The sequence below is a fragment of the Sorangium sp. So ce185 genome, from assembly GCF_051526825.1.
Classification (GTDB): domain Bacteria; phylum Myxococcota_A; class Polyangia; order Polyangiales; family Polyangiaceae; genus Sorangium; species Sorangium cellulosum_D.
Window position 1 is genome coordinate 1,936,098 of the sequence record NZ_CP150316.1, and the last position, 25,249, is coordinate 1,961,346.

General features: G+C 72.4%; 15 protein-coding genes and 1 riboswitch. Of the genes, 9 read left to right on the forward strand and 6 right to left on the reverse strand.

What is annotated here, in order from left to right; genetic code table 11:
- Positions 1-6: 6 nt before the first annotated feature.
- Both WMF26_RS07070 and WMF26_RS07075 read right to left on the reverse strand, forming a co-directional pair.
- Positions 7-1,521 (reverse strand): FAD-dependent oxidoreductase, encoded by a 1,515-nt coding sequence (locus WMF26_RS07070; RefSeq protein ID WP_437999695.1) that lies wholly within the window; start codon positions 1,519-1,521, stop codon positions 7-9.
- A 712-nt stretch (positions 1,522-2,233) separates the two neighbouring features.
- Complete coding sequence (locus tag WMF26_RS07075) at positions 2,234-3,193, reverse strand: GlxA family transcriptional regulator (RefSeq protein ID WP_437999696.1); 960 nt, start codon at positions 3,191-3,193, stop codon at positions 2,234-2,236.
- Positions 3,194-3,485: 292 nt separating this feature from the next.
- Here WMF26_RS07075 and WMF26_RS07080 point away from each other — a divergent pair, with 292 nt between their 5' ends.
- Entirely contained in the window at positions 3,486-4,223 is a 738-nt protein-coding gene (locus tag WMF26_RS07080) for a DJ-1/PfpI family protein (protein WP_437999697.1), read from the forward strand.
- 45 nt (positions 4,224-4,268) lie between these two features.
- Here the strand turns inward: WMF26_RS07080 and WMF26_RS07085 are convergent, their stop codons facing one another.
- Positions 4,269-5,033, reverse strand: a complete 765-nt coding sequence (locus WMF26_RS07085) for a haloacid dehalogenase type II (RefSeq protein WP_437999698.1) — start codon at positions 5,031-5,033, stop codon at positions 4,269-4,271.
- 278 nt (positions 5,034-5,311) lie between these two features.
- Here WMF26_RS07085 and WMF26_RS07090 point away from each other — a divergent pair, with 278 nt between their 5' ends.
- On the forward strand, positions 5,312-6,226 hold the full coding sequence (locus WMF26_RS07090; RefSeq protein ID WP_437999699.1) for a LysR family transcriptional regulator: 915 nt from the start codon (positions 5,312-5,314) through the stop codon (positions 6,224-6,226).
- Between the two features lie 12 nt (positions 6,227-6,238).
- On the opposite strand, the gene WMF26_RS07095 is transcribed toward WMF26_RS07090, so the two are convergent.
- Positions 6,239-6,766 (reverse strand): hypothetical protein, encoded by a 528-nt coding sequence (locus tag WMF26_RS07095; RefSeq protein ID WP_437999700.1) that lies wholly within the window; start codon positions 6,764-6,766, stop codon positions 6,239-6,241.
- Positions 6,767-6,869: 103 nt separating this feature from the next.
- The gene (gene typA, locus WMF26_RS07100; protein WP_020733377.1) at positions 6,870-8,756 is read right to left on the reverse strand and encodes a translational GTPase TypA; all 1,887 of its coding nucleotides are present in this window, start codon (positions 8,754-8,756) and stop codon (positions 6,870-6,872) included.
- 194 nt (positions 8,757-8,950) lie between these two features.
- Positions 8,951-9,158, forward strand: a riboswitch (cobalamin riboswitch).
- 233 nt (positions 9,159-9,391) lie between these two features.
- Here typA and WMF26_RS07105 point away from each other — a divergent pair.
- Complete coding sequence (locus WMF26_RS07105; RefSeq protein WP_437999701.1) at positions 9,392-11,515, forward strand: TonB-dependent receptor; 2,124 nt, start codon at positions 9,392-9,394, stop codon at positions 11,513-11,515.
- A 359-nt stretch (positions 11,516-11,874) separates the two neighbouring features.
- Here the strand turns inward: WMF26_RS07105 and WMF26_RS07110 are convergent, their stop codons facing one another.
- Positions 11,875-12,804, reverse strand: a complete 930-nt coding sequence (locus WMF26_RS07110) for a MerR family transcriptional regulator (RefSeq protein WP_437999702.1) — start codon at positions 12,802-12,804, stop codon at positions 11,875-11,877.
- Positions 12,805-12,935: 131 nt separating this feature from the next.
- On the opposite strand from WMF26_RS07110, the gene WMF26_RS07115 reads away from it, so the two are divergent.
- The 6 genes from WMF26_RS07115 to WMF26_RS07140 all read left to right on the forward strand — a co-directional run bounded on the left by WMF26_RS07115 (position 12,936) and on the right by WMF26_RS07140 (position 24,905).
- A complete protein-coding gene (locus WMF26_RS07115) occupies positions 12,936-15,410 on the forward strand; it encodes an ATP-binding protein (protein WP_437999703.1) in 2,475 nt (824 codons plus the stop codon).
- Between the two features lie 205 nt (positions 15,411-15,615).
- The gene (locus tag WMF26_RS07120; RefSeq protein ID WP_080682014.1) at positions 15,616-17,367 is read left to right on the forward strand and encodes a serine/threonine-protein kinase; all 1,752 of its coding nucleotides are present in this window, start codon (positions 15,616-15,618) and stop codon (positions 17,365-17,367) included.
- Between the two features lie 442 nt (positions 17,368-17,809).
- On the forward strand, positions 17,810-20,260 hold the full coding sequence (locus tag WMF26_RS07125; protein ID WP_061626776.1) for a sodium-translocating pyrophosphatase: 2,451 nt from the start codon (positions 17,810-17,812) through the stop codon (positions 20,258-20,260).
- A 129-nt stretch (positions 20,261-20,389) separates the two neighbouring features.
- Entirely contained in the window at positions 20,390-20,593 is a 204-nt protein-coding gene (locus WMF26_RS07130) for a hypothetical protein (RefSeq protein WP_061626777.1), read from the forward strand.
- A 212-nt stretch (positions 20,594-20,805) separates the two neighbouring features.
- Positions 20,806-23,247 carry an alkaline phosphatase PhoX gene (locus tag WMF26_RS07135; protein ID WP_437999704.1) on the forward strand — a complete coding sequence of 814 codons (2,442 nt, stop codon included), beginning with the start codon at positions 20,806-20,808 and terminating at the stop codon, positions 23,245-23,247.
- Positions 23,248-23,282: 35 nt separating this feature from the next.
- Positions 23,283-24,905 (forward strand): hypothetical protein, encoded by a 1,623-nt coding sequence (locus tag WMF26_RS07140; RefSeq protein WP_437999705.1) that lies wholly within the window; start codon positions 23,283-23,285, stop codon positions 24,903-24,905.
- Positions 24,906-25,249 lie beyond the last annotated feature (344 nt).

Below are 25,249 nucleotides of genomic sequence, written 5' to 3' on the forward strand. Positions count from 1 at the left end.
GGGGGCTCACGCCGCGGAAGGGACAGGCCGCGCGGGCGCCGTCCGCGAGGGACGCAGCAGCCGCGCGAGCCGCGCGGGCAGGAGGCCGCGAATCGGCCCGTGGGCGACCTCGCCGGCCGGCAGCCCGAAGCGCTCGAGCAGGGCGTTCGCGGCGAGGAAGCCGCTCGCCGTCGCGCGCTCCATCAAGCCGCTCGGGAAAGGGAGCTTCACGTAATCGCCGGCGAGGACGACGGCGGGCACGGGCGTGCGGACGCCGGGGCGGCGCGCGTGGGAGCCCGGGCGAAAGGCCGGGCAGTCGCGCCGGAGGAGGAAGCGCTCGTCGAGGACGCGCGCCGCGGCCGTCTCGGGGTACGCCCGGTGGAGGCTCGACAGCAGGTCGGCGCGGATCGCGCCCTCGTCCATGGCCTCGGGCAGCGCGTAGCCGTGGAGCTCGACCACGGACCCGCCCGTGGCCCCGGCGATGCGCCGGCTCTCCCCCTCGAAGCGCTCATAGAGCGAGATGTTGTCGAGCAGGCCGAACCCCGTCGTGCCCGCGAACGGCGCCCGCTCGGGCGCGCACGGGCGATCGAGGAAGAGCCGCCACACGGCGAACGGCGGGGCGACCTCCAGGCTGGCCACGCCGCCCTCCAGCGCGGCGAGGGCGGGCGAGGCGGCGACGAGCTGCCGCACGGCCGGGACGGTGACCGCGAGGACGACCCCATCACACGCGATCCGTTCGCCGGCGCCGAGCCGCACCGCGAAGCGCCCCTCCTCCCGCTCGACGGCCTTGGCCTCGCGCCGGGAGGCGATCGCGACGCCCCGGGCGCGGAGATAACGCTCCATCGGCCGCCACACCGCGGTGCTGAAGGGCTCCTTCACGACGTCGAACACGAGCCCCTCCCGGTTGCCCAGGAAATAGAAATGGAACATCGCGAGGAGCTCGGCCGCCGAATAGTCGCTGTCCGGATTGAAGAACGAATGCGCGAACACATCGAACAGCATCTGCCGCGCCCCCGGGGCGAGGCGCAGCCCGTCGAGGTATTCCTTCGCGGTCGTCGCGTCGAGATCGAGGTACGTTTGCTCCGGATCGAAGGTGAACATCGTGAGCGCGCCCCGCAGGTCGACCCGGAGGAGGTCCGAGAGGCGCACGCTGGGAGAGCGGAGGAGCAGCGCCGCGACGTTGAGCGGCGTGCGCGTGGGGAGGCCGGAGAACGACTCGACCGCGCCGCCGGGGCCGAGCAGCGGATAGTCGGAGAGCGGCGTGAGGAGCGAGAGGTCGGGATCGATGCGCCTGAGCAGCGCCCGCACGTTGGCGTAGTGCCGGAAGAAGGCGTGAAAGCCTCGTTCCATCTCGAAGGCCGTCCCGCCCCGCAGGCGCTCGGTCCACGCCCCGGCGCGGCCCCCGAGGTAAGCCTCGCGCTCGACGAGCGTCACCGCGACGCCCCGCTCGGCGAGGAGCACGGCGGCCGCGGTCCCCGCGAGCCCGCCGCCGATCACGACCACATGGCGCTGGCCCGCACCCCTGCGCGACGTCGACTGCATGTCGTCGGAGCCCCCCCGCGAGGCAGCGTAGGCTTTCCGGCGGGCGAGGCAAGGTGTCCCTCGGATCCTCCGGGCGTCGGCCGTCCTGGGGATGGATGAGGATCTCGAGGGATGTCGAAAGGGGCCGTCCGGGGCAAACGAAGCGGCGGACGACCAGGCGTCTGACCCACGGACAGCCAGGCGCGGGGATCGGCTACTGGGTACAGAGGCAGCGCGTGCAGCCGGACCACCGGCAGACACCGGTGCCCGGGCCGTCGCATCTGGCGTCGCAATCGCTGTCCTTGACGCACTCCCAACATGCCGCGGGCTGCGCCTCTTCCGCCGCGGGGGCCTCCGTGGCCGCCGCCGCAGGAGCGCCGGCGGCGCACACCCAGAGGCCCACGCCGGAAAGCAAAATCACGGAGGCCAAAGCCCGTCGAACCATCCTCATCATCGAGAGCTCCTTTCGCTCGCGCCTCGCCGGGCAAGGCCCAGAACGAGGAGGCGCTCCGGGCAGCTTATCGATCCGCCGTTCCCCGGCCACCCGTATCGTTCAATGAATTGTTAAGAACTATGTTGATCCATCGGTGTCGAAGAAATCGATTTATCACGCCGCCGCCGCCGCCGCCGGCGTACCTCCACATGAATGCATGCAGGCTCAGCCGAGGCCGCTGCGCGCAGATCGGCGCCACGGCCTCTCGCGCTCGAGTCCGCCGCTCCCCGCGGCGTCGTCTCACGAGCGCCCGAAGCGCCGCCGGTACTCCTCGGGCGTGACCTGGAGCGTGCGCTGGAAGGCGCGCCGCATCCGCTCGTCCGTGCCGAAGCCGCAGTCGCGCGCGAGCTGCTTGATCGACGCTCGCCCCCCCTCCAGACACGAGCGCGCCTGCTCCAGCCGCGCCGCCTCGACGAACTTCGCGGGCGTCGTCTGCAGCGCCCTCGCGAAGGTCCGCGCGAAATTGCGGGGGCTCATCCCGGCTCTCTCGGCCAGCACCTCGACGCGCAGGTCGGCGTCGAGGTGCCGCAGGGCCCACGCGATCACGCGCCCGAGCGGCCCCGCGGCGGCCTCCTGCGCGCGGAGCGGGCGGCTGAACTGCGACTGTCCGCCAGGGCGCTTGAGGAACACCACCATGCCGCGCGCCACCTCGAGCGCCACGTCGTACCCGAGATCCTCCTCCACCAGCGAGAGCGCGAGATCGATGCTCGCGGTCGTGCCCGCAGAGGTGTAGATCTTCCCGGACCGCACGAAGATCGCGTCGGGATCGACCTCGATGGCGGGAAACTGGCGCGCGAGCGCGGCCGCCTCGCGCCAGTGCGTGGCGGCGCGGTGCCCCGCGAGCAGCCCCGCGGCGGCGAGGATGAAGGTGCCCGTGCAGACGGCGCCCATGCGCCGCACCTCGGGCGTCGCCGCGCGCAGCCAGCCGAGCAGCCGGGCGTCTCGCATCGCCTCGCGAGGATCGCCGCCCGCGACGAGCACCGTATCGGCGCCGGGGGCCACGTCCTCGAGCGCCTTGTGGGCGACGATCTGCGCCCCGGAGAGCGTCCGGATCACGCCGCCCGACACGGAGGCGATCTCGACGGCGTACGCCGGGGGAGCCCCAGGGCTCCTCGGGACGGCGCACTCCGAGGCCAAGGCGAAGACATCGACGGGCCCCATCACGTCGATGGCGCCCGCGCCGTCGTAGACCACGACCACGATCCTGCGCGTCGGCGCGTGCGGGCTCGCGCTCGGCGAGCTTCGCGGAGCGCGCTTCGAGGGACGGGGCCGGCTCACGCGACGACGGTACCCGCCGCGCACCTGACCGCAACGACAAAGCACCCGCATTTCCTGCCAGGTCTCCCGAGGTCGGAGCCGAGGGCGCCGCCGCGCCGCGGGCCCGACGCGTGGCAGGAAACGCAGGGGCTCTGTCCCTCCGGCTCCCCGCGCGGGGCGCATGCTCACGCGCGCCTCCTTCGCGTCCTCGCGCGAAGCCAGAAAGGATTCCTCGATGAGCGTTCATGACGATGCCTCGTTCACCTTGCCCCTGAGCCTCCCCGTGGAGCGCAAGCTCCAGGTGGCGCTCTTCGTCTGCCCCGGCTTCTTCTTGCCCGACAACATCGGCCTGCAGACGGTGTTCGGGGTCCTGCCCAACGTGGACCTCCACCTCGTCTGGAAGAACAGGGACGAGATCGCGGGCGTCCCGCGCTTCACGACGCGGGCCACCACCACCTTCGCCGAATGCCCGAAGGCGCTCGACGTCCTCCATGTGCCGGCGATTCCGCCCCACGTCATGGAGGACAAGGAGTCGCTCGCGTTCCTCGCAGAGTACGGCGGCCGCGCGGCGTGGCTGTCCGGCGTCTGCGCGGGCGCCCTGATGCTGGGCGCCGCGGGCCTGCTCAAGGGCTACCGGGCTACCACCAACTTTCACCTGCACGATCAGCTCCCTTACTACGGCGCCATCCCGACCCAGGGGAACGTGGTGGAAGACCGGAATCGGCTCACCTCAGGGCCGGTGTCCGGCGGATTCGATCTGGCGCTGCGCCTGATCGGGCGCCTGTGCGGAGACGAGGTCGCCAGGGAGTGCGAGCTGGAGATGGAGTATGCGCCGGAGCCGCCCTACGGCACGGGCAGCCCCGAGCTCGCCGGGCCAGAGCGGACGGCGCGGTCGCTCCAGAGGATGGCGCCGCTGATCGAGGAGATGCGCCAGGTGGGCATCCGCGCCTCCCGGCGGCTGGAGATCGCCTGAGCGGCGCTCCGGGTCGCGCCTCTCCGCCGTCGCGCCCGGCGGCGGTCACGCCCCCGCCGCGACGAACTCGACAAGATCGTTCAGGCTCGCTCCCGCGGCGTCGGCGCTCACGCCCAGCTCCTCGGCCGGCAGGCCCTGGCGGTTGACCCAGAACGTGGGATAGCCGAACCAGCGGGCGCCCGCGGCGTCCCAGCCGGCGAACGGGACGAACAGGATCTCCTCGCGCTCGAGGCCGAGCGCGTCGAGCGCCATCCGGTAGGCGCGCGGATCCGGCTTGTAGGTCCTCGCCAGATCGGTGCTGAGCACGCGATCGAACAGGCCTCCCAGGCCGGAGCGCTCGATCGCGGCGCCGAGCATCCTCGGCGTGAAGTTGGACAGGAACGAGAGCCGGAGGCCCGCGCGCCTCAGCGACGCGAGCGCGGGGAGCGCGTCGGGCCACGCCTCGAGCTCGAGGTACGCCCCGAGGAGCCGCGCCCGCCTCTCCTCGCCGAGATCGAGCCGCAGCGCCCGCTCGGCGAACACGAGCGCGTCCGCCGTCACCTGCCAGAAATCGGCGTACTCGCGGGCCGCGACCCGGAGCCACGTGTACTCGAATTGACGGGTGCGCCAGGCGTCGCTCAGCGATGCGCCCTTGCCCGGACAGAGCTCCTCCGCCAGCGCGGCGATCGGCCGCGGATCGAAGATCGGAAAGGCGTCGAAGGCGATGGCCTTGATCTTCCGGCCCGGCGCGGGCCCGCGCTCCGCGGCGCACGAGGCGGTCACGGCCGGCGGGGCCGAGCCCAGCAGGCCTGTCGCGGCCGTCCCGGCCACGCGATGGAGAAACGTACGACGACTCGAATGCATGCTGGCCTCGATCGGGTCATCCGACATGGAGTGGGTAAGACGCGCGAGCGCGCGAGACGCGCGCAGCGTCACGAAGAGAGCTCACGCAAAGAAACGCGAGCGCTGCGCCAGAGACGATCGCGCGAATGCCTGGAGAGAGCATGCACCCTCCGCCGTTGCCCGGACATCCGCCATCGCCGTATACTCGTCATGCATCTGTGCATGGCGCGGGGCGCTCTCGCGCAGCAGCGCCCCGCGCGAAGACCATGCTCGACTGGGACGATCTGCGCTATTTCCTCGCCGTCGCCAGGCACGGCAACCTCTCGGCCGCCGCGCGCGCGTTGAAGGTCACCCAGCCGACCGTGGGGCGGCGCATCGACGCGTTCGAGCGGCGCCTCGGGGCGAAGCTCTTCCGGCGCTCGCCGTCGGGGTTCGCGCTCTCGGCCGCGGGCGAGAGCGTGCTCGGCCACGCCGAGCGCATGGAGCAGGGCGCGCTCGCCGCCGAGCGCGCCGCCGCCGGACGCGACGCCGGCCTGGCAGGCCACCTCCGCGTCACCGCGTCCGAGTGGCTCGCCGCCCGCGTCCTCGGGCCGCTGCTCGCCCCCTTCCTCGCGCGTCACCCCGGCATCTCCGTCGAGCTCGTCGCGGACGGGCGCTGGCTGAGCCTCCCGCGGCGGGAGGCGGACATCGCCTTTCGCCCCGCCGCGTTCGAGCACCGCGAGGTCTTCCAGCGCGAGGTCGCGCGCATCGGGTTCGGCCTCTACGCGTCGGAGGCCTACCTCGCCGAGCGCGGCCCGCCGGACTTCGACCGGCAGTGCGAGGGCCACGCCCTCGTCACGATGAGCGACGATCCGCCGGCGGTCGCCGACCTCGCGTGGCTGCGCGCCGTCGCCGCGAAGGCCCGCGTCGCCGCCCGCACCAACGGCCGCGAGGCCCAGGCGACGATGGGGGCCGCCGGGGTCGGGCTCGTCTGCCTGCCGCGCTACCTGGGCGACGCGACGGCGGGCCTGCGCCTGCTCTCGCCGCCGTCGCCGCCGCCCGAGCGCGCGCTCTGGCTCGGGGTGCACCGCGACACGCGCGGGGTGCCGCGCGTGAAGGCGCTCGTCGCGTTCGTCACCGACGCCCTCGGGCCGCTGCGAGGCGCCCTCCGGCCAGGCGCGCGGCCGCGCCCCGGCCGGTGACGCGCCCCGCCGCTACCGGCCCTCGCTGAGCTGGCAGGCCCGCTGATCTTCGTAAAACGGCGCGCAGTCCACGTAGATGAAGTCGGGGTCGCACGCCGGGTCGCTGGACGGCATGCACGCGAACAGCGGATCGAGCCACGCCGAGATCTGCTCGCAGCGCGTGACCGACGGGATCTGGACCATCCTGCCCATGCAGTCGAAGAACGGCGCGGTCAGGTCGTTGCAAGGGCGTGGCACCGAGAGCAGCTCGTCGCAGGCGTCGCGACAGCCGGGGTCCGGGCAGGCGGTGCCGTCGAAGAGGGCGCAGAAGAAATCGCACGAGGCCCGCGCTCCGCCGCCCGAGCCCGCCGCGCTGGAGCTCGAGGACTGCGGGCCCGCGCCGACGCTCGCGCGCCCGCTCGACGTCGCGCTCGCGCCGGCGCCCCCGGAGCCGTCGTCGCCCCCCGGGGCGCCGTCGACCACGACGGCCCCGCCGCAAGCGCTCGCCCCCGCGAGGGCGATGAGCGAAGCGAGGAGCGCCGAATGCAGCGTCGTTCTCATGCCCGGGAGTCTACACCGGTCCACGCCGGCGCGGGCAGGGGCGGGGGTCGCTCGCCGGGCGCGCGCTCGCCTGGCGCGCGCTCGCCGGGCGCGCGCTCGCCGCTCACTCCACGGCCTGCGCCTGCTCGATCGCGTCCTCGCGGCGCTCCCGGCGGTTGCACGCGAGAACCTTCTTGCGGACGCGCACCGCGTCGGGCGTGACCTCGACGAGCTCGTCGCCGTCGATCCACTCCATCGCCGTCTCGATCGTGAGCAGCCGCGGGCTGGCCAGGAGGACGTTCTCGTCCTTGCCGTGGTTGCGCACGTTCGACAGCTTCTTCTCCTTGATCACGTTGACGTCGGTGTCGTTCGGCCGGTTGTGCTCGCCGATGATCATCCCCTCGTAGACCTCGACGCCGGGGACGATGAAGAACATGCCGCGCGGCTGGAGGTGGTGCAGCGCGTACGGGGTCGCCACGCCGGCGCGATCGGCGACGATGGCGCCGGTCGGGCGGCGCATCATCGGGCCGCCCCAGGGCGCCCAGCCGTCGAACATCGTGTTGAGCAGGCCCGTCCCGCGCGTCGCCGTCAGGAACTCGCCCCGGAAGCCGATGAGCCCGCGCGACGGCACCCGGAACTCGAGCCGGGCGCGCCCGAAGCCGGGGTTCGTCATCTTCACCATCCGGCCGCGCCGGGTGCTGAGGCGCTCGGTCACCACGCCGACGTAGGTGTCGGGCACGTCGACGACCACGAGCTCGATCGGCTCCATCACCTCGCCGTTGATCTCGCGCGTCACGACCTCGGGGTTCGAGAGCTGCATCTCGTACCCCTCGCGCCGCATCGTCTCCACGAGGATCGCGAGCTGGAGCTCGCCGCGGCCGAGCACCACGAACGTGTCGGGCACCTCGGTCGGCTCCACCCGGATCGCGAGGTTCTTCATCGCCTCGCGCTCGAGCCGCTCCTTCAGGTGACGGCTCGTCAGGTACTTCGACTGCTTGCTCTTGCCGGCGAACGTCGACGTGTTGACGCCGATCCTCATCTTGATCGTCGGCTCCTCGACCACGATCCGCGGCAGCGCCTCGGGGGTCGCGGGGTCCGCGATCGTGTCGCCGATCGTGACCGACTCGAGCCCCGCGATGGCGATCACCTCGCCCGCGGCGGCGCTCTCGACCGGGACCCGCTTCAGCCCCTCGTAGGCGTAGAGCATCTTCACGTAGCCGCGCGACTGGCCGCCCTCGCCGAGGAGCGCGACGTCGGCGCCGGACCGGGCGGTGCCCCGGACCACGCGGCCGACCGCGAGCCGGCCCACGTAGTCGTCGTGGGTCGTGTTGCAGACGATGACCTGGAGCGGCCCGTCGGGGTCGCCGGAGGGGCCGGGCACGCGCTCGAGGATGGTCTCGAAGAGCGGCTCCAGGTCCTTGGCCTCGTGCTCGAGCTCGCGCTTGGCCTGGCCGAACTTCGCGATCGCGTAGAGCGTCGAGAAGTCCATCTGCGCGTCGCTCGCCTCGAGATCGCAGAAGAGGTCGAACACCTCGGAGAGCACCTCGTGGGCGCGCGCGTCGCTCCGGTCGATCTTGTTGATGACCACGATGACCGGGAAGCCGCGCTGGAGGCACTTCGAGAGCACGAACCGCGTCTGCGGCAGCGGGCCCTCGGCGGCGTCGACGAGGAGCAGCGCCCCGTCGGCCATCATCAGGGTGCGCTCGACCTCGCCGCCGAAGTCGGAGTGGCCGGGCGTGTCGACGATGTTGATCTTGACCCCGCGGTACCGGATGCTGGTGTTCTTCGCGAGGATGGTGATGCCGCGCTCCCGCTCGAGGTCGTTCGAGTCCATGACCCGCTCGGCCACGACCTCGTTCTCTCGGAAGGCGCCCGACTGGCGGAGCATGTGATCGACGAGGGTCGTCTTCCCGTGGTCGACGTGGGCGACGATGGCGATGTTGCGGAGGTCGTTACGCGGCATATACGGCGGCGGCCGTGTAGCACGCGACCCACGGAGGAGCGAGCCCATCCTCGCCAGAGCCCGAACGTTCGGCCCGCGCGGACGTCGCGCGGCGAGCGCTCGCGTTCAGGTGGCGCGTCGCGCGGGCAGGAGCGCGCGGGCCGCGCGCGCAGGGGCCCGCGCGAGGCGGGCGCGTGGCGACGGACGCGGCGCGGAGCGGGCGAGGTGAGCGGGAGCGATTGACAGCCGGAGGCGCATCCTCCTAGGGTGCGCGCCGCGCTGGTGCCTGGGCGCTCGCTCAGGCTGAATAGGGAACCCGGTGAGATTCCGGGGCTGCCCCGCAGCGGTAAGCGAGAACGACCTCCACGACACGCACTGGCCCGATGAGGGCTGGGAAGCGGTGGACAGTAGGAAGCCGGCCCGGCCGGAGCGCTCGCGAGCCCGAAGACCTGCCCGCGCCCGGCGACGGGGACACATCCGACGCCGGTTCGACCTGGGAGCCTCGAGGGAGGCGGTGAGGTCCGAGCCGGTGCAGCCCTGCGCACGTCCCGGATCCCGAGCCGCCCCCGCGTTGCCTCTCGGTCGCCCGCGGGGGCGAGAGGTCGGTCCAGGGCATCGCGCCGTGGGCGTCCTTTTTCCTCCTCGTGGAGCTCGATGCGAGCGGCCCGGCGCCGCTCCGCGCGATTGCGCGAAGGAGGACATGAATGCTGCGCGAGAACGTCACGAAGGGCCACGGACACCGCCATCGACTCCCTCGGATCGCCGCGCTGGCGATGTTGCTGTCCGCCGCGCGGCCAGCGCGGGCCCAGGGAGAGCCCATCGAGGTCACGGTGCACGCGGAGAAGCCGGGGAGCGAGGCCGCCTCGCGCGTCTCGGTCGGGCACCGCGAGCTCGAGCTCCGGCCGAGGCTCCGGCCGGGCGATCTCCTCGAGTCGGTCCCCGGGCTCTTCGCCGTGCAGCACGCCGGCGGCGGCAAGGCGAACCAGTACTTCCTGCGCGGCTTCGACGCCGATCACGGGACGGACGTCGCGTTCTTCGTCGACGGGGTGCCCGTCAACCTGGTCAGCCACGGCCACGGGCACGGCTTCACCGACCTCTACTTCATGATCCCGGAGCTCGTGATCGGGCTCGACGGCTACAAGGGGCCCTACTACGCGAGCATCGGCGATTTCGGCACGGCGGGCGCCGTCAACCTCCGCTTCGCCGAGAAGCTCGACGAGAGCTCCGCGCAGCTCGGCGTGGGGCAGTACGGCATCCTGCGCGGCCTCGTGATCGCCTCGCCGGAGCTCGGCGACGACTGGCGCGCGGTGGCCGCGGCGGAGGTCTACCGGAACGACGGGCCGTTCCAGAGCCCGGAGCGGCTCAAGCGCTTCAACGTGTTCCTGAGGGCGACGCGCGACCTCGGCAGCACCGGCAAGGTCCAGGCGACGTGGATGTCCTACGGCTCGACCTGGTACGGCTCCGGCCAGATCCCGGCGCGCGCCGTGTGCGGCGAGGGGGAGCAGGGCGGCCTGAACCCGCCGCCCTCCGCCTTCGGACAGCCGTGCATCGATCATTTCGGCGCGGTCGATCCGACCGAGGGCGGGGCGACCGCGCGGCACATGGCGTCGGTCTCTGCATCGACCGCGTGGCGGGACGCCGACCTGAGCGCGATGGCTTACTTCCTTCGCTATCGCTTCACGCTGTACTCGAACTTCACGTTCTTCGCCGAGGATCCGGTGCACGGCGATGCGATCGAGCAGAACGACGACCGCACCGTGCTGGGCGCCGACCTCCGGTTCCGCAAGCAGATCGAGCACCGCGGGGCGAGGTTCACGACCTCGCTCGGCGCGCAGGTCCGCGCGGACGCGATCGACAAGTCGCTCCACCACGACGAGGCGCGCGAGCGGCTCGAGGAGCGGGATCGGACCCACGTCGACGAGGGCCAGATCGGCGTGTACGTCGAGCAGGACGCCCGGCTCCGGCGCTGGCTCCGCCTCGTGCTCGGCGTGCGCGGGCAGTGGATCGACGTCAACGTGGACGATCTGCGCGAGGACCTCGAGGGGACGGGGAACCGGTCGAGCGGCGCGCGGGGGCAGATGCAGCTGCTCCCGAAGCTCACGGCGGTCGTCTCGCCGGTGGGCGGGCTCGATCTCTTCGCCCACTACGGGCGCGGCTTCCACTCGAACGACGCCCGGGGCGCGGTGCTGGGCCGGGGGGCGGCGACGCTGATCACCCCGGCGAAGGGCTACGAGGTCGGGGCGAGGGTCGCGCCCGTGCGCGGCCTCTCGCTGAGCGCGGCCGGGTTTCTGCTCGATCTCGACTCCGAGCTGGTCTGGAGCGGCGACGCCGGCGAGACCGAGGCGTCGGGGGAGACGCGGCGCTACGGGATCGAGATCGGCGCGCGCTACCGGCTCGGGAGCTGGCTCTTCGCCGACGTGGACGCGACCTTCACCCGCGCGCGCTTCCGCGCGAACGCCGGCAACGGGAGCGCGGTCGCGCTCGCGCCGACGCGGACGCTGACCGCGGGCATCGGGGTGCGCAGGGCGTTCGGCGCGCTCACGCCGTTCGCGGCGCTCCGGGTGAAGGCGATCGGCGCGCGGCCCGCGACCGAGGACGAGTCGCTCACCGCCGAGGGGTTCACGGTGGTCGACGCGAACGCGGGGCTCCGGTGGAGGAACGTCGAGGCGGCCGTGGACATCCAGAACCTCTTTGACGCGACGTGGCGCGAGGTGCAGTTCGCGAGCGACTCGAGGCTGCCGTACGAGCCGGCCGCGGTCACGGGGATCCACTACTCGCCGGGGTGGCCGTTCACGGCGATCGGGCGGGCGACGCTGTACTGGGAGTAGCCAGGGCCAAGAGCGCCGGCCGTCGTTCCCCGCCCTCCGTTTTCCGTCTCCTGTCTCTCATCTCCCGTCTTCCGTCTCCTGTCTCCTGTCTCCTGTCTCCTGTCTCCTGTCTCTCATCTCCCGTCTTCCGTCTCTCGTCTTCCGTCTCCCTTCTTCGTGCGCGTGCGCGTGCGCGATTCATTCGAACCAGAGCGAACACGCGCACGCGCACGCGGAGGCCATACGAGGACGGGAGACGGGAGGAACGAGCCGATTGAGGAGCCTGCGGGCGCACCTCCTCATCGACGCCGACGCGCTCGAGGAGGTCGTCGAGCGCCGCAAGGTCCTCCCCGGCGTGCGCCTCTCCGGCCGGTGACACGTCACGGCGCCGCGAGGTGGTGCTTCATCGCCTCCGTCAGCCAGTCCCACTCCGGCGCCCGCCCCGCCTGGGCGGGCTGTCCGTTCATGATCGCGACGAGCTCCCAGTACCGCGACGCGCGCGGGTCGTGCCTGCGGTACCGGTCGAGCAGCGAGGCGCGGAACGCCCCGTCCGCCGGCTTGCCGGCCGCCGCGGCGAGCCCCGAGACGAAGGCCTCGACGATCGACGCCGCCGCGGCGGACGACGGCGCGACGCCGCGAGCGCTGGCGTCGCGCGCGGCCCGGGCCGCCTCGTCGTTCGCCCGCTTGTAGGCCGCGAGATCGAAGCCCCCGTCCCACGTGCTCGCGGCCGCCGCGCGCATGCCCTCGACGAACGTCGGATCCGACAGGATCCCGGAGAGCTCTATCCACGCGTCGAGCTGCGCGGGCGTGGGCTCGTCCGGCAGCTCCGGCGTGCTCGCCTCGATCATCCCGCGCACCCACTGCTCGTCGATGGCAATCCCGTCCGACACGCGCGCGAAGAAGCGCTCGACGGTGGCTCTCCTCTGCTCATGCGATAACCGAGTCACGGCGCATAACCTCCCGATTTCCTGCTCGGTGGGCTCCGAGCGCAGCGCGGCGCGGAGCGCGGCGGCCACGCGGCGCAAGGCCGCCATCTGCGCCTCCACCGCGGTGAGGCGCAGCCGCAGCGCGTCGCCCAGCGACATGTCGCGGGAGAGCACCGCCCGGATCGCCTGCAGCCCCAGCCCCGCCTCGCGCAGGGTGCGGATCAGATCGAGCCGGACGACGTCGCGCTCGGCATAGAGCCGGTAACCGCTCCGCGACCGCGCCGACGGCGGCAGGAGCCCCTCGTCGGAGTAGAAGCGGAGCGTTTTCACCGGAATCCCCGTCCGGCGCGACAGCGCGCCGATGGTGAGCCGCTCCTTCGCCACGACCCCACCCTGAGGTCTCCAGCGGCTGGAGAGTCAAGCGCCAGCACCCACGATCCTCCGCCGGCGCCGCGCCCGCGCCGCCGGCCGCCGTTGCGAAGCCGCGCGCCCTGGGCTTCCATGCCGCCGGCCCCGTGAGCACCCCGCCGCCCCCCAAGCTCCGCGCGCCGCGCGCCCGCGCCGAGCTCGTCGCGACCGGCTGGGAGCTGTTCTCGGCCCTCCTGTTCCTCTCCGCCGTCGTCCCCGCGGCCCTCACCACGCCGTGGCCGGCGATCCTCCTGCTCGCCTCGATGGCCCTCTCCGCCGCGCTCTCGGGCCTGCTCGCCCGCCGCGGCGACCGCGGCTTCGCCATCGCCGCGGCGATCCGCACCCTCTCGTGGCCGCTCGCCGTCTCGCCGCTCGCCCTCCGCGGCGCCCCGGCGGCGCCCGCCTCCTGGCCCGGGCCGCTCGGGATCGGCCACGCGACGCCGCCGTCGTGGCTCGGACTCCTGGTCACGGCCGTCGCCTTCGGCGTCATGGCCGGCGGCATGCGCCTCGCCATCTACCGCAGCCTGCTCCGCGCCGACGCGGCCGACGGCGGCGCCTCCGAGGCCGCCTCGGCCCGCGCCCTCGCCGCGGCGCTCCGGCCGCGCCTCGCCGAGTCCGCGACGGCCGCCGGCATCGTCGGCGGCCACGTCATGCTGCTCTTCTGCGTCGCGTTCCTCCGCACCCAGAGCCAGGTCGTGTTCCAGGCGTGGTTCGAGGTCGTCCCCCTCCTCGCGCTCTCCGGCACCCTCGGCTTCACCCTCGCCGTGCGCCCCGCCACGGGCGCGATCGTCGCCGCCCTCCGCGCCGGCCCGTCCGGCGACCGCGCCCTGCTCGCCCGCGGCCTCGCCCGCGCCGAGCGGCTCCCCGACGTCCTCGCCTCCCTGAACTTCGCGCTCTGGCTCGGGTGCACCGCGATCGGCATCGCCTACGTGCGCCCCGGCGCCACCTTCCGCCCCGGCGCCCCCTTCAGCGCCGCCGACGCGCTCATGCAGCTCGGCTTCGGCGCGCTCTTCGCCTTCGGCGTCTCGTTCTACCAGCGCGCATGGCACAGGGACTCCGTCGCGCGGGCCGTCGACCTCCTGCGCGCGTGGACCGGCGCCCCCGAGCGCGGCGGCGCGCCCCCGACGCCCCTCCGGCGGCGCATGCTCCGCGACTTCGGGCTGCCGCTCCTGTTCACCGGGCTCCTCTCGCTCTTCTCCTCCATCGGCCTCTACCGCGCGCTCGCGACCCGCTCGTCGTTCAACGAGGATTTCAACGCGATCACCGCGCTCTTCGCCTCGTTCTCCCTCCTCGTGCTCGCCGCCCTCGGCGTCGTCGCGCGGGCGGCGCGCGAGCTCTCGCGGCCGATGGCGCAGCTCGCCCGCGCCGCCGACGAGGTCGCGCGCGGCGAGCTCGGCGCCGCCGTGCCGCGGCTGTCCGGGCCGAAGGAGGTCGTGGGCCTCGGCGAGAGCGTCGAGCGCATGCGGCAGGCGCTGTCCCGAACGATCGCCGAGCTCGAGGGCGAGCGCGCCGGCCTCGAGGAGAACGTCGCCGCGCGCACCGCGGAGCTCACGCGCGCCCTCTCCGAGCTGAAGCGGACGCAGGCCGCGCTCATCCAGGGCGAGCGGCTCGCCTCCATCGGCGAGCTCGTCGCCGGCGTCGCGCACGAGATCTATAACCCCCTGAACGCCATCGCCGGCGCCGCCCAGCCGATCGAGGAGCTCGCCGCGGAGCTCCGCGCCGTCCTCGACGCCTACCGCGCCGCCGAGCGCGAGCTCCCGGACGACCGCCGCCGCGCCCTCGAGGCGCTCCGCGAGCAGCTCCAGACCGAGGCGGCGCTCGACGACCTCGTCGGCATCTCCACCCTCGTCCACCGCGCGGTCGAGCGCAGCGTCCGCATCGTCACCAACCTGAAGAGCTTCTCGCGCGTCTCCGGCGAGGCGCTGCCCGTCGACCTGCACGCCGGGCTCGAGGAGACGCTGCTCCTGCTCGGCCCGCGGCTCCGCCAGGCGCGCATCGAGGTGGTCCGGCGCTACGGCGAGCTGCCGCCCGTCACCTGCCGGAGCGGAGAGATCAACCAGGTCTTCATGAACCTCCTCGTCAACGCCATCCAGGCGCTGGAGGAGGCGAGCGCCGCGCCGGCCGGGGCGGCGGACGCGGAGGGCGCCGGCGGCGCGGCGAAGGGCCCGCCCGGCGCGCCGGTGATCTGCGTCGAGACCTGGATCGACGAGGACATGGCGGCCGTCGCCATCTCCGACAGCGGCCCAGGCGTGCCGCCCGACCTCGCGCAGCGCATCTTCGATCCGTTCTTCACCACGAAGCCGCGAGGGCAGGGGACCGGCCTCGGGCTCTCCATCTCGACGGACATCGTCCGGCGGCACGGCGGCACGCTCGCCCTCGCCCCCGCGGACGGCCGCGCTGGAGATCTGCGCTGCGGCGCGCCCGCCGGGGCGCGCTTCGTCTGTCGCCTGCCCCTCGATCCTCGCCCGGGGAGCGCCCGCCCGCAAGGCGATGCGCCCCCGCCTGCACGGCCGTCTTCCGACGGCGGCCCGGCCCCGCGGACGGCGGAGGCGCGCCCCGCTCCGCGGACAGCGGAGGCTTGAACCAGCGCGCAATCGGCGCCGGTCTCCCACCCCACCTCCACGCGGAGCGCGCTCCAGATTCCTCCGCACCCGACCGCGGCCCCGTAGACCGGCTGTTTCAAACCGGATACGTTCAGCGAGCGATCCGACTCACCGCACAGCGCAATAAGGCCCCTGAGAGACGCGAACGGCTCTCCGGGGAGCGCTGAGGAGAAACGAAGGCACCATGGAGCGCGCGATTCAGCGACCGGCAGGTCCCAAGGCTTCGAGCACCGATCCGTTGATCGGTAAGGTCGTGGCCGGCCGGTACCGGCTCGAGGCACGGCTTGGCGAAGGCGGCATGGGCGTCGTTTACCGCGCCCGTCACGTGCTGATCGACCGGGTCGTCGCCCTGAAGCTCATCCGGCCCGATCTCCGCGGAGAGACCCATCTCCGCGCGTGGATGCTGCGCGAGGCGCGCGCCGCAAACCGCGTTGATCACGCCCACATCATCGATATCCACGACATCGGCGAGACCGAGGAGGGCGAGCTCTACCTCGTCATGGAGTACCTCGTCGGCACGCCGCTCTCGGCGGAGCTCGCGCGCGGCCCGATGCCGATCGCGCGGTCGGTGGACATCCTCGAGCAGATGTGCGCCGCGCTCGCGCGCGCCCACGACCTCGGCGTCGTGCACCGCGATCTCAAGAGCGACAACATCCTGCTCACCCACCGCGGCGGCCGGAAGGACTTCGTCAAGATCCTCGACTTCGGCCTCGCCGCCATCGCGCGCGACCCGCGCCTCGCCCCGAAGGGCGCGGTGTTCGGGACGCCCGAGTACATGTCGCCCGAGCAGGCCCGCGGCGAGGAGGCGACGGCGCAGTCGGACCTCTACGCGCTCGGCGTGCTCTTCTTCGAGATGCTCACCGGGCAGCTCCCCTTCCGCGCGAACGACCGCGACACCCTGCTGGAGATGCAGCGGACCCACGCGCCGCCGCGCCCCCGCTCGATCCGCCCCGACGCGCATTCGCAGGGCGAGGCGATCGTGCTGCGCCTGCTCGAGAAGGACATCCGCAAGCGCTACCGCGACGCCCACCACCTCCAGGAGGAGCTGAAGGCGCTCCAGCGCGGGCTCCCGGCCCACGCGTGGGAGGTCGAGGGCGGCGACGGCGTCCCGGTGCCCCCGCCCCCGCCGCCGCCGCAGAGCGCCGGCGTCATCGAGTGGGCGAGCCGCGCGGCCCTCTTCTCGCGCATGGTCTCCCGCGCCTACCCGTCCGGGCAGGTGCCGCAGGAGGTCCAGAACGGCCTCGCGCAGGCCTGGGACCTCGCCGCGCGCGCCAACAAGCTCGAGGGCGAGGTGGCGAGCCTCACCCGCAAGCTCGAGGCGCTCGAGCGCCGCGGCCGCGCGCTGCGCGCCGAGATCGGCCGCAAGGTCGAGGAGCTCGCGCACGAGGAGTCGCGCGTGATGCGCGAGGCGATGGCCGACGGCGAGGACGTCGAGAAGGTCCGCGTCGAGCTCGCCGCCGCCGAGAAGCTCGCGCTGTCCGCCCGCCAGCTCGCGGACGCGGCGGCTCGCCAGGGCAACCACGATCCGCTCGTCTACGAGCGCGCCGGCGCCGCCGGCGCGACCGCGCAGGCGAAGCGCGAGCAGCTCGGGCGCTACGAGCACAAGAAGAACGCGCGCGAGGCGAACGCGCGCGACCTGCGCCGCCAGATCGACGAGCTCCGCGCCCAGCTCGCCCGCTACGCCGAGGCGCTCGAGGAGGACCTCGCGCAGGGGCGCGAGCGCGTCGCGGCGCGCACGCGCGAGGGGCTCGCCTACGAGAAGTCGTTCAGCGAGGCCTCGAACCTGCTCCTCAGCCACCTCCGCAACAAGCCGGAATGCCGGGACCTCGTGGCCGAGCTCCTCACCTCGCACGCCAGCCCCAACGCGGACTCCGGCTCGGATCAGCGGCTCTCCGGCTCGGACCGGAGGCTGAACAACGCGACCGAGCGCAACTGAACAGGGCTGAACGCGACAATCGGTGAAGGAGCGCGCCAATGCGCGCTCCGCTCCATCCTCCACCGCGATCTCCCCGCGCTCCGCGCCATCCTCCTACGCAATCTCCCTACGTGATCTCCTGACATCGCGGCGCTGACAAGCGCTCTCGTCGTGCGCGCGCATCGCACCCTCTCGACGGCGTCTGCCACACATGGTAGCTAGCGCGCGCCTCGGCGTTCCCGGTCGAGGCGGGGGGCTTGCGAGGAAACTCTCTGGGCGCCCCGCCACCACCGGCCGCTGAGGGACGAGGCTGTGCTGAAGCGTCGGCGTTAGAGCAAGATCCCTCCGGCAGCGCGCCGGTCCTTCCCCTTTACGCAGGCGGCCAACCCCTCGGAACCACGAAGCTGCGGGCGGCGATAGCGCCGTCCTCTGCCTCGGATTTTGCGATGGAGGCACACCGTCCATGAACGTCATCCGGTCTCAAAAGGCCTGGCTCGCACCGCTGCTGGCCGGGCTCGCTGCGCTCGCCCTGCTGCTCAGCGGCGGGCTCGCCAGCGCAAGTGAATCCGATCTGGTCCTCCCCGACCTAGGCACCCAGTCGTTCGGCGGCATCGACGGCCGCACGCTCCTCTTCGGCGGCATCGGCGTCTGCGCCCTCGGGTTCGTGTTCGGGATCGTCATCTTCTCGCAGCTGAACAAGCTCCCCGTGCACCGCGCGATGCGGGAGATCTCGGAGCTCATCTACGAGACCTGCAAGACGTACCTCGTCACGCAGTTCAAGTTCATCCTGGTCCTCGAGGTCCTGATCGGCGCGGTCATGGTCCTCTACTTCGGGGTGCTGCGGCACATGGAGGCCACGAAGGTCGTGGTCATCCTGCTGAGCAGCCTGGTCGGCATCGCCGGCAGCTGCGGCGTCGCGTGGTTCGGCATGCGCATCAACACGTTCGCGAACTCGCGCGCCGCGTTCGCGAGCCTCAAGGGCAAGCCGTTCCCGACGTACGCCATCCCGCTCAAGGCGGGCATGAGCATCGGCGCGGTCCTCATCAGCACCGAGCTCATGCTCATGCTGGTGATCCTGCTCTTCATCCCCGGCGACTACGCCGGCCCGTGCTTCATCGGCTTCGCCATCGGCGAGTCGCTCGGCGCCTCCGCGCTCCGCATCGCGGGCGGCATCTTCACGAAGATCGCCGACATCGGCTCCGACCTCATGAAGATCGTCTTCAACATCAAGGAGGACGACGCGCGCAACCCGGGCGTCATCGCCGACTGCACCGGCGACAACGCCGGCGACTCGGTCGGCCCGAGCGCCGACGGCTTCGAGACCTACGGCGTGACCGGCGTCGCGCTCATCTCGTTCATCCTCCTCGCCGTCCCCGACACGGCCGTCCAGGTCCAGCTGCTCGTCTGGATCTTCGTGATGCGCATCGTGATGGTCCTCGCGAGCATCGGCTCGTACCTCCTCAACGAGGCGATCGCGAAGGCGTCCTACGCCGAGGCCGACAAGATGAACTTCGAGGCCCCGCTGACGCGCCTCGTCTGGCTGACCTCGATCGTGTCGGTCGCGCTCACCTACGCCGTCTCGGCGTTCATGATCCCGAACCTCGGCGGCGACACAACGCTCTGGTGGAAGCTGTCGACGATCATCACCTGCGGCACCCTGGCGGGCGCCATCATCCCGGAGATGATCAAGATCTTCACCTCGACCGAGTCGCGCCACGTCCGCGAGGTCGTGACCGCGTCGCGCGAGGGCGGCGCCTCGCTGAACGTGCTGTCGGGCCTGACCGCCGGCAACTTCAGCGCGTACTGGATGGGCATCGTCCTTGTCGTGCTGATGGGCGTCTCGTACTTCTTCTCGGCCCAGGGCCTCGATCGGCTCATGATCGCCGAGAGCGTCTTCGCCTTCGGCCTCGTGGCGTTCGGCTTCCTCGGCATGGGCCCGGTGACCATCGCGGTCGACTCCTACGGCCCGGTGACCGACAACGCGCAGTCGGTCTACGAGCTCTCGCTCATCGAGAACGTCCCCAACGTCGAGGCCGAGCTCAAGAAGGACTTCGGCTTCACCCCGAACTTCGACAAGGCCAAGCACTACCTCGAGGAGAACGACGGCGCGGGCAACACGTTCAAGGCGACGGCGAAGCCGGTGCTCATCGGGACGGCGGTCGTCGGCGCGACGACGCTGATCTTCTCGATCATCGTCGTGCTCACGAACAAGCTGACGACGAACGTGGACAAGCTCTCGCTGCTCCACCCGCCGTTCCTGCTCGGGCTCGTGACGGGCGGCGCGGTCATCTACTGGTTCACCGGCGCGTCGACCCAGGCGGTCTCGACGGGCGCCTACCGCGCGGTCGAGTTCATCAAGGCGAACATCCGCCTCGAGGGCGTGGAGAAGGCCTCGATCACCGACAGCAAGAAGGTCGTCGAGATCTGCACGCAGTACGCGCAGCGGGGGATGTTCAACATCTTCCTCGGCGTCTTCTTCTCGACGCTCGCCTTCGCCTGCCTCGAGCCGTTCTTCTTCATCGGCTACCTCATCAGCATCGCGCTCTTCGGGCTCTACCAGGCGATCTTCATGGCGAACGCCGGCGGCGCCTGGGACAACGCGAAGAAGCTCGTCGAGGTGGAGCTCAAGGAGAAGGGCACGCCGCTCCACGCGGCGACGGTCGTCGGCGACACCGTGGGCGACCCCTTCAAGGACACCTCGTCGGTCGCGATGAACCCCATCATCAAGTTCACGACCCTGTTCGGCCTCCTCGCGGTCGAGCTGGCGATCGAGATCGACCGCACGACGAGCCTCGTGCTCGCGGCCATCTTCTTCGTGCTCTCGATGGTGTTCGTGTACCGCTCCTTCTACGGGATGCGCATCAAGTCGGACGCCGAGAAGACCGCCGCCGTCCGCGCCAACGCCACGGCCTGAGCCGGGCGTCCCGTCCTCCCGCGCCCTCCGCGCCCCCTCTCCCCCCGCGCTGACCTCCCCCGCCGCCCGTCCACGGGCGCGCCGGGGGAGGGTCTTGCACCCAGCGCGGCCGCACTATAGTGACCCCTCATGCGAGCGCTCTGCCCCTCCTGCGGCCTCCACCACGAGGTAGTCCGGGTCCTTGACGACGGGCACGGTGAGCAGCGCAAGGACGTCTACCAGGTCGCGCCGCTCCAGGGCTGCGAGCGCACCTGGATCTCCGACAAGGAGCTGCTCGAGGCGCGCGCGCGCTTCGATCAAGACGTCGTCGTGCCCGACGACGACGACGAGTAGCGCCGCGCCGACGAGGCGCGCGGCGCCTCCGAGGGGGAGCTCGCCCCCCATGCCCGCCGTGATCTCGCGCTTTTAGCGCCGCGCGGCGGAGCGCGCGCCGCCGCGCCCCGCGCTCCGCACGATCGCTGACAAGAACTCGTCGCCATCGTCGCATCGGGGCGCCACGGTGGGCAGGCATCGTCTCCGGCCAAATCCCCGGCGGAGAAGATGCGATGATGACGAGGCGGACCCTGAGGACAGCGTTGCTTCTGGTGCTCGCGAGCGGCCTTGCCGCGAGCGCAGGCGGTTGCGGTGAGGATGGGAAGCAGGGCCCGCCCGGCAAGGACGGCGCGCCGGGGCTGGATGGCAAGGACGGGCAGAACGGCGAAGACGGCGCGCCGGGCCAGGACGGCGAGGACGGGCAGGACGGCGAAGACGGGGCGCCGGGCCAGGACGGGGCGCCGGGCCAGGACGGGGCGCCGGGCCAGGACGGGGCGCCGGGCCAGGACGGGGCGCCGGGCGAGGACGGGGCGCCGGGCCAGGACGGGCCGCCCGGGCCCAAGGGCGAGGACGGCGAGGACGCGGTCCCGTGGACCAGCGCCGCGAGCATCGCGGGCTACGTGAAGGAGCGCGTGGAGATGTTCGCCGCCGGCGCCTTGCCCGCGGGCGAGCAGTTCCCGCTCCACGCGGCCGCGACCGACACCATCCGGACGCTCGCCGGGGTGCGCTCGGACATCGTGGTGACCTGGCTCGATCCGTTGACCTTCAGCACCGCGCCGGACGCGCCCCGGTTTGGCGCCAACAACGACTACACCGCCTTCTTCGGCGAGGGGTGGTCCGCCGCCGCGGGCAACGCGCCGCAATGGAACGGCTCCGGCAGCGCGGGCTGGCTCTGGGTCAACCACGAGTACGTCTCCGGAAAGAGCCCGACGGCCAGCTCCGCGCCGACCGGGCAGCACCTCACGCTGGCGCGGCACCTGAAGAGGCTCGGCGTCCTCGCCAACGACGTCGAGGCGAACGTCTGGGCGCAGGAGGACGTCGACACGTACATCCGCTGGGAGAAGAAGGAGGTCGGCGGCTCCTGGCTCCGGATCGTGCAGGACCCGGCGACCGGCGCGTGGTCGGTGGACCGGAGCGCGCGCGCCGTTCGCTACGACGCGACGAGCAAGACGCTGAGCCGGGTCGCGGGGCACGAGCTCTCGGGCCCGGGCAAGGACGACCTGACGGGCGCGCCGCTCCCTGAGGGGATCGTGGCCGGCATCATGGGCGATTGCGCCGGCGGGCAGACGCCCTGGGGCACGGTGATCACCGCCGAGGAGAACGTGCAGGACTACTACGGCGATCTCGAGGCGAACTGGTCGGGCGATCAGAAGCTCCTCACCGGCCGGGGCTTCGACCCGGGCGCGCCGGTGAGCCCGACCTTCGAGGCGAGCACCAGCGCGGAGTTCGGGCGCATCTCGGACCCGAACGGCAGGCAGCCCCGCGATCACTACGGGTACCTCACCGAGATCGACCCCGGGAAGCCCGCGGACGAGTACGACGGCAAGACGGCGGCGGGCACGGGCCACAAGAAGTTCGGCTTCATGGGCCGCGCCCGCTGGGAGGCCGCGACGTTCGCCGTCGACGGCGACTGGAAGCTCCTGCCGGGCCGGCCGATCGTGGTCTACGGGACCGACGATCGCCGCGGCGGTCGCATCTACAAGTACGTGACGGCCGGCAGCTACACGGCCGGGATGACGCGGGCGGAGATCCGCGGGCTGCTCGACGAGGGCAAGCTCTACGCGGCGCACCTCGCGGGGCTCGACAACACGACCGGCAACACGCTGCTCGCGACCGGCGCGGCCCCGACCGAGGCGGCCCCCGGCGAGGGGCAGTGGATCGAGCTCTCGGTGGACAGCGCCGCCGTCGCGCCGAACGCGGCCGCGCTCGGCGACGCGACGAGGACCGTCGGCGCCGCGCTGCGCGACGCGAGCTGGAACGGACTCGGCGGCTTCGCGACGGACCACGACGTGTGGCGCGCGCTGTTCACGGCGAGCAACAAGGTCGGGATCCTGGAGCTGAACCGGCCCGAGGACATCGAGTGGAACCCGCGCGATCCGAGCGGCACGCCGCGGGTTTACGTGGCGTTCACCAACCACACGGGGCAGACGGCGCTCGATCAGGGGGGCAAGCTCTACGATCCGGCCACGCACGCGACCACGTCCCCGAAGCGCGCGGACGCCGTGGGCTCGATCTTCGCCCTGGAGGAGGCCGACCCCGCGAACCCGGGCGCGTCGGTCTCGTTCCGGTACTTCGAGGTGTGGCACGGCGCCAAGACGCAGGGCGACTTCGACGCCTCCTGCCCGGACAACCTGCTCCTCGACCGCGAGGGCGGCGTGTGGTTCGGCACGGACGGCAACTTCGGGGTCGCCTCGCACGCGGACGCGTTCTACTACCTCGATCTCGACCCCACCCACCGCGAGGGCCAGCCGGGCGTGACCCAGCCGAGCTTCGGCAAGGCGTTCCGCGTGGTGGCCCTGCCGAGCGACGCGGAGGCGACCGGGCCGTCGTTCACGCCCGACATGGGCACGATCTTCATGTCCGTGCAGCACCCCGGCGAGAACGCCTACAGCACCTGGCCGAAGGGCGACGGCGCCATGTCGAGCGTGATCGCGGTCACCTTCCTGCCCGAGTGATCTCCGTGGGTGCTCGCCGCGAACGCGCGCTGTCCGTGCCCCTGGTCCTCGCGGCGCTGTCCGCCGTCCTCGCCGCGGCCCCGCGCTGCGGCGGGGGCGGTTACGATCCGCTCGCCGCCGCGGCGGCGCGCGCGGGGCACGCGGGCAACCCGGAGGCGTCGATCCCGCCGATGTGTTACGCGGCGACGGCCGGCGGCGCGAACGGCTGCTGGACGTGCCACACGATCGGGCGAGGCCCGAACACGCTCGCCGATCACGACCTCCAGCGCGCGTACAGCTTCTCGGACGCGGCGCGGAAGAACCCCTGGACCAACCTGCTCGAGGACCTCTCGGCGTCCGCCGCCCGGACGAGCGACGCGGAGATCCTCGAGTACATCCGGGAGGACAACTACGCGCCGCTGCGCGAGGCGCTCGCCGCGCGCCCGGATTACCCCGGTTACGTGCCCGATCTCGACCTCGAGGCCGGCTTCGACGACGAGGGCTTCGCGCGCGACGGGAGCGGCTTCCGGGCGGTGCGGTACAAGCCGTTCCCGGGGAGCTTCTGGCCCACGAACGGCAGCGCCGGCGACGTGTTCGTCCGGCTGCCGGCCGCGTTCCGCGAGGACGCCTCCGGCGCGTCGTCGCGCGAGGTCTACAAGCTGAACCTCGCGCTGCTCGAGGCGGCGATCGCGTCGCCGTCGCCGCTTCCCGTGGGGGGCGCGGCGCCGCCCGCGGAGGCGCCCGCCGGGCGGGAGGTCGAGCCGGTGAGCGAGCTCCTCGCCGGCTTCGATCTGGACGGCGACGGCGCGCTCGAGCCGGCGGTGACGCGCATCGTTCGCCTGCCCGCGCGGTACGCCGGCGGGGCGGCCGGCGTCCCCGTTCGCGCGTGGCTCTACCCGCGCGGGGCGGAGCTCTTGCATTCGGTGCGGTACCTCGATCCGGACCGCCCGACGTTGCTGTCGGCGCGGATGAAGGAGCTGCGCTATGCGCGCAAGGTCGAGGCGCCGGACGACTGGGCGATCGCGCGCGCGTACGAGCGCGAGGCCGAGGAGAAGGCGGAGGGGCAGCCGCCGTTCCACGCCGGCGGGCCCGAGGTCGGCCTTCGGAACGCGTTCGGCTGGCAGATCCAGGCGTTCATCGAGGACGAGCGGGGCCGGTTGCGCCTGCAGACGGCGGAGGAGCACCGCGCGTGCATGGGCTGCCACGGCGCCGTGGGCGTCACGGTGGACCACACCTTCTCGCTGGCGCGCAAGGTGCCCGGCGCCGCCGGCTGGCGGCACCAGGACCTGCGCGGCATGGCCGACGTGCCGCAGGCTGGCCACGCGGAGCCGGAGGTCCTGACCTACCTGCGCCGCGCCCGCGGCGCCGACGACTACCGCGGGAACGCGGAGATGCTCGCGCGCTTCTTCCCCGGCGGCGCGCTCGACGAGGCGGAGGTGCGGCGCGGCGCGCCCGGCGGCGACCGCGATCTCGCGTACCTCGTCGCGCCGTCGCGCGAGCGGGCGCTGCTGCTCGACAAGGCCTACCGCGCCCTGGTCCGGGCGCAGCGCTTCGAGGCGGGGCGCGATGTCGTGCTCGGGCCCGCGACGGGGATCCTGCGCGTCGTGGAGGGCGAGTCGACGGGGCTCGCGGAGGCGGAGCGCGTGTACCTCGACGGGCGGGCGCATCTCGCCTGGTGATCTCTGGGGCGCGGGCGCGAAGAGGGCGGAGCGACGCGCGGCGGGAACGAGAAGAAAAAACGCAAAAACGCAAAGGCGCAAAGGCGCAAAAAAGAGAGAGGAATGATTGGGCGCTGCTGAGCGCACGGCGGCCGGAGCTCGGAGATGTTCTGTCTGCCCAAGACGACGCCCGGCGCTGGGAGAGGTTCTATCTCTCTCCCTTGCGCCTTTGCGCCTTTGCGCCTTTGCGCCTTTGCGTTTTTTTCTCTTCTTCTCCTCTCGAGTCGGCTCGTCCGTGCTTCGATAAATTTGCGTAATCATTAGATTTTTGTGCGCTCACCCCACCTCCGGCGAGCGCTCCTCCG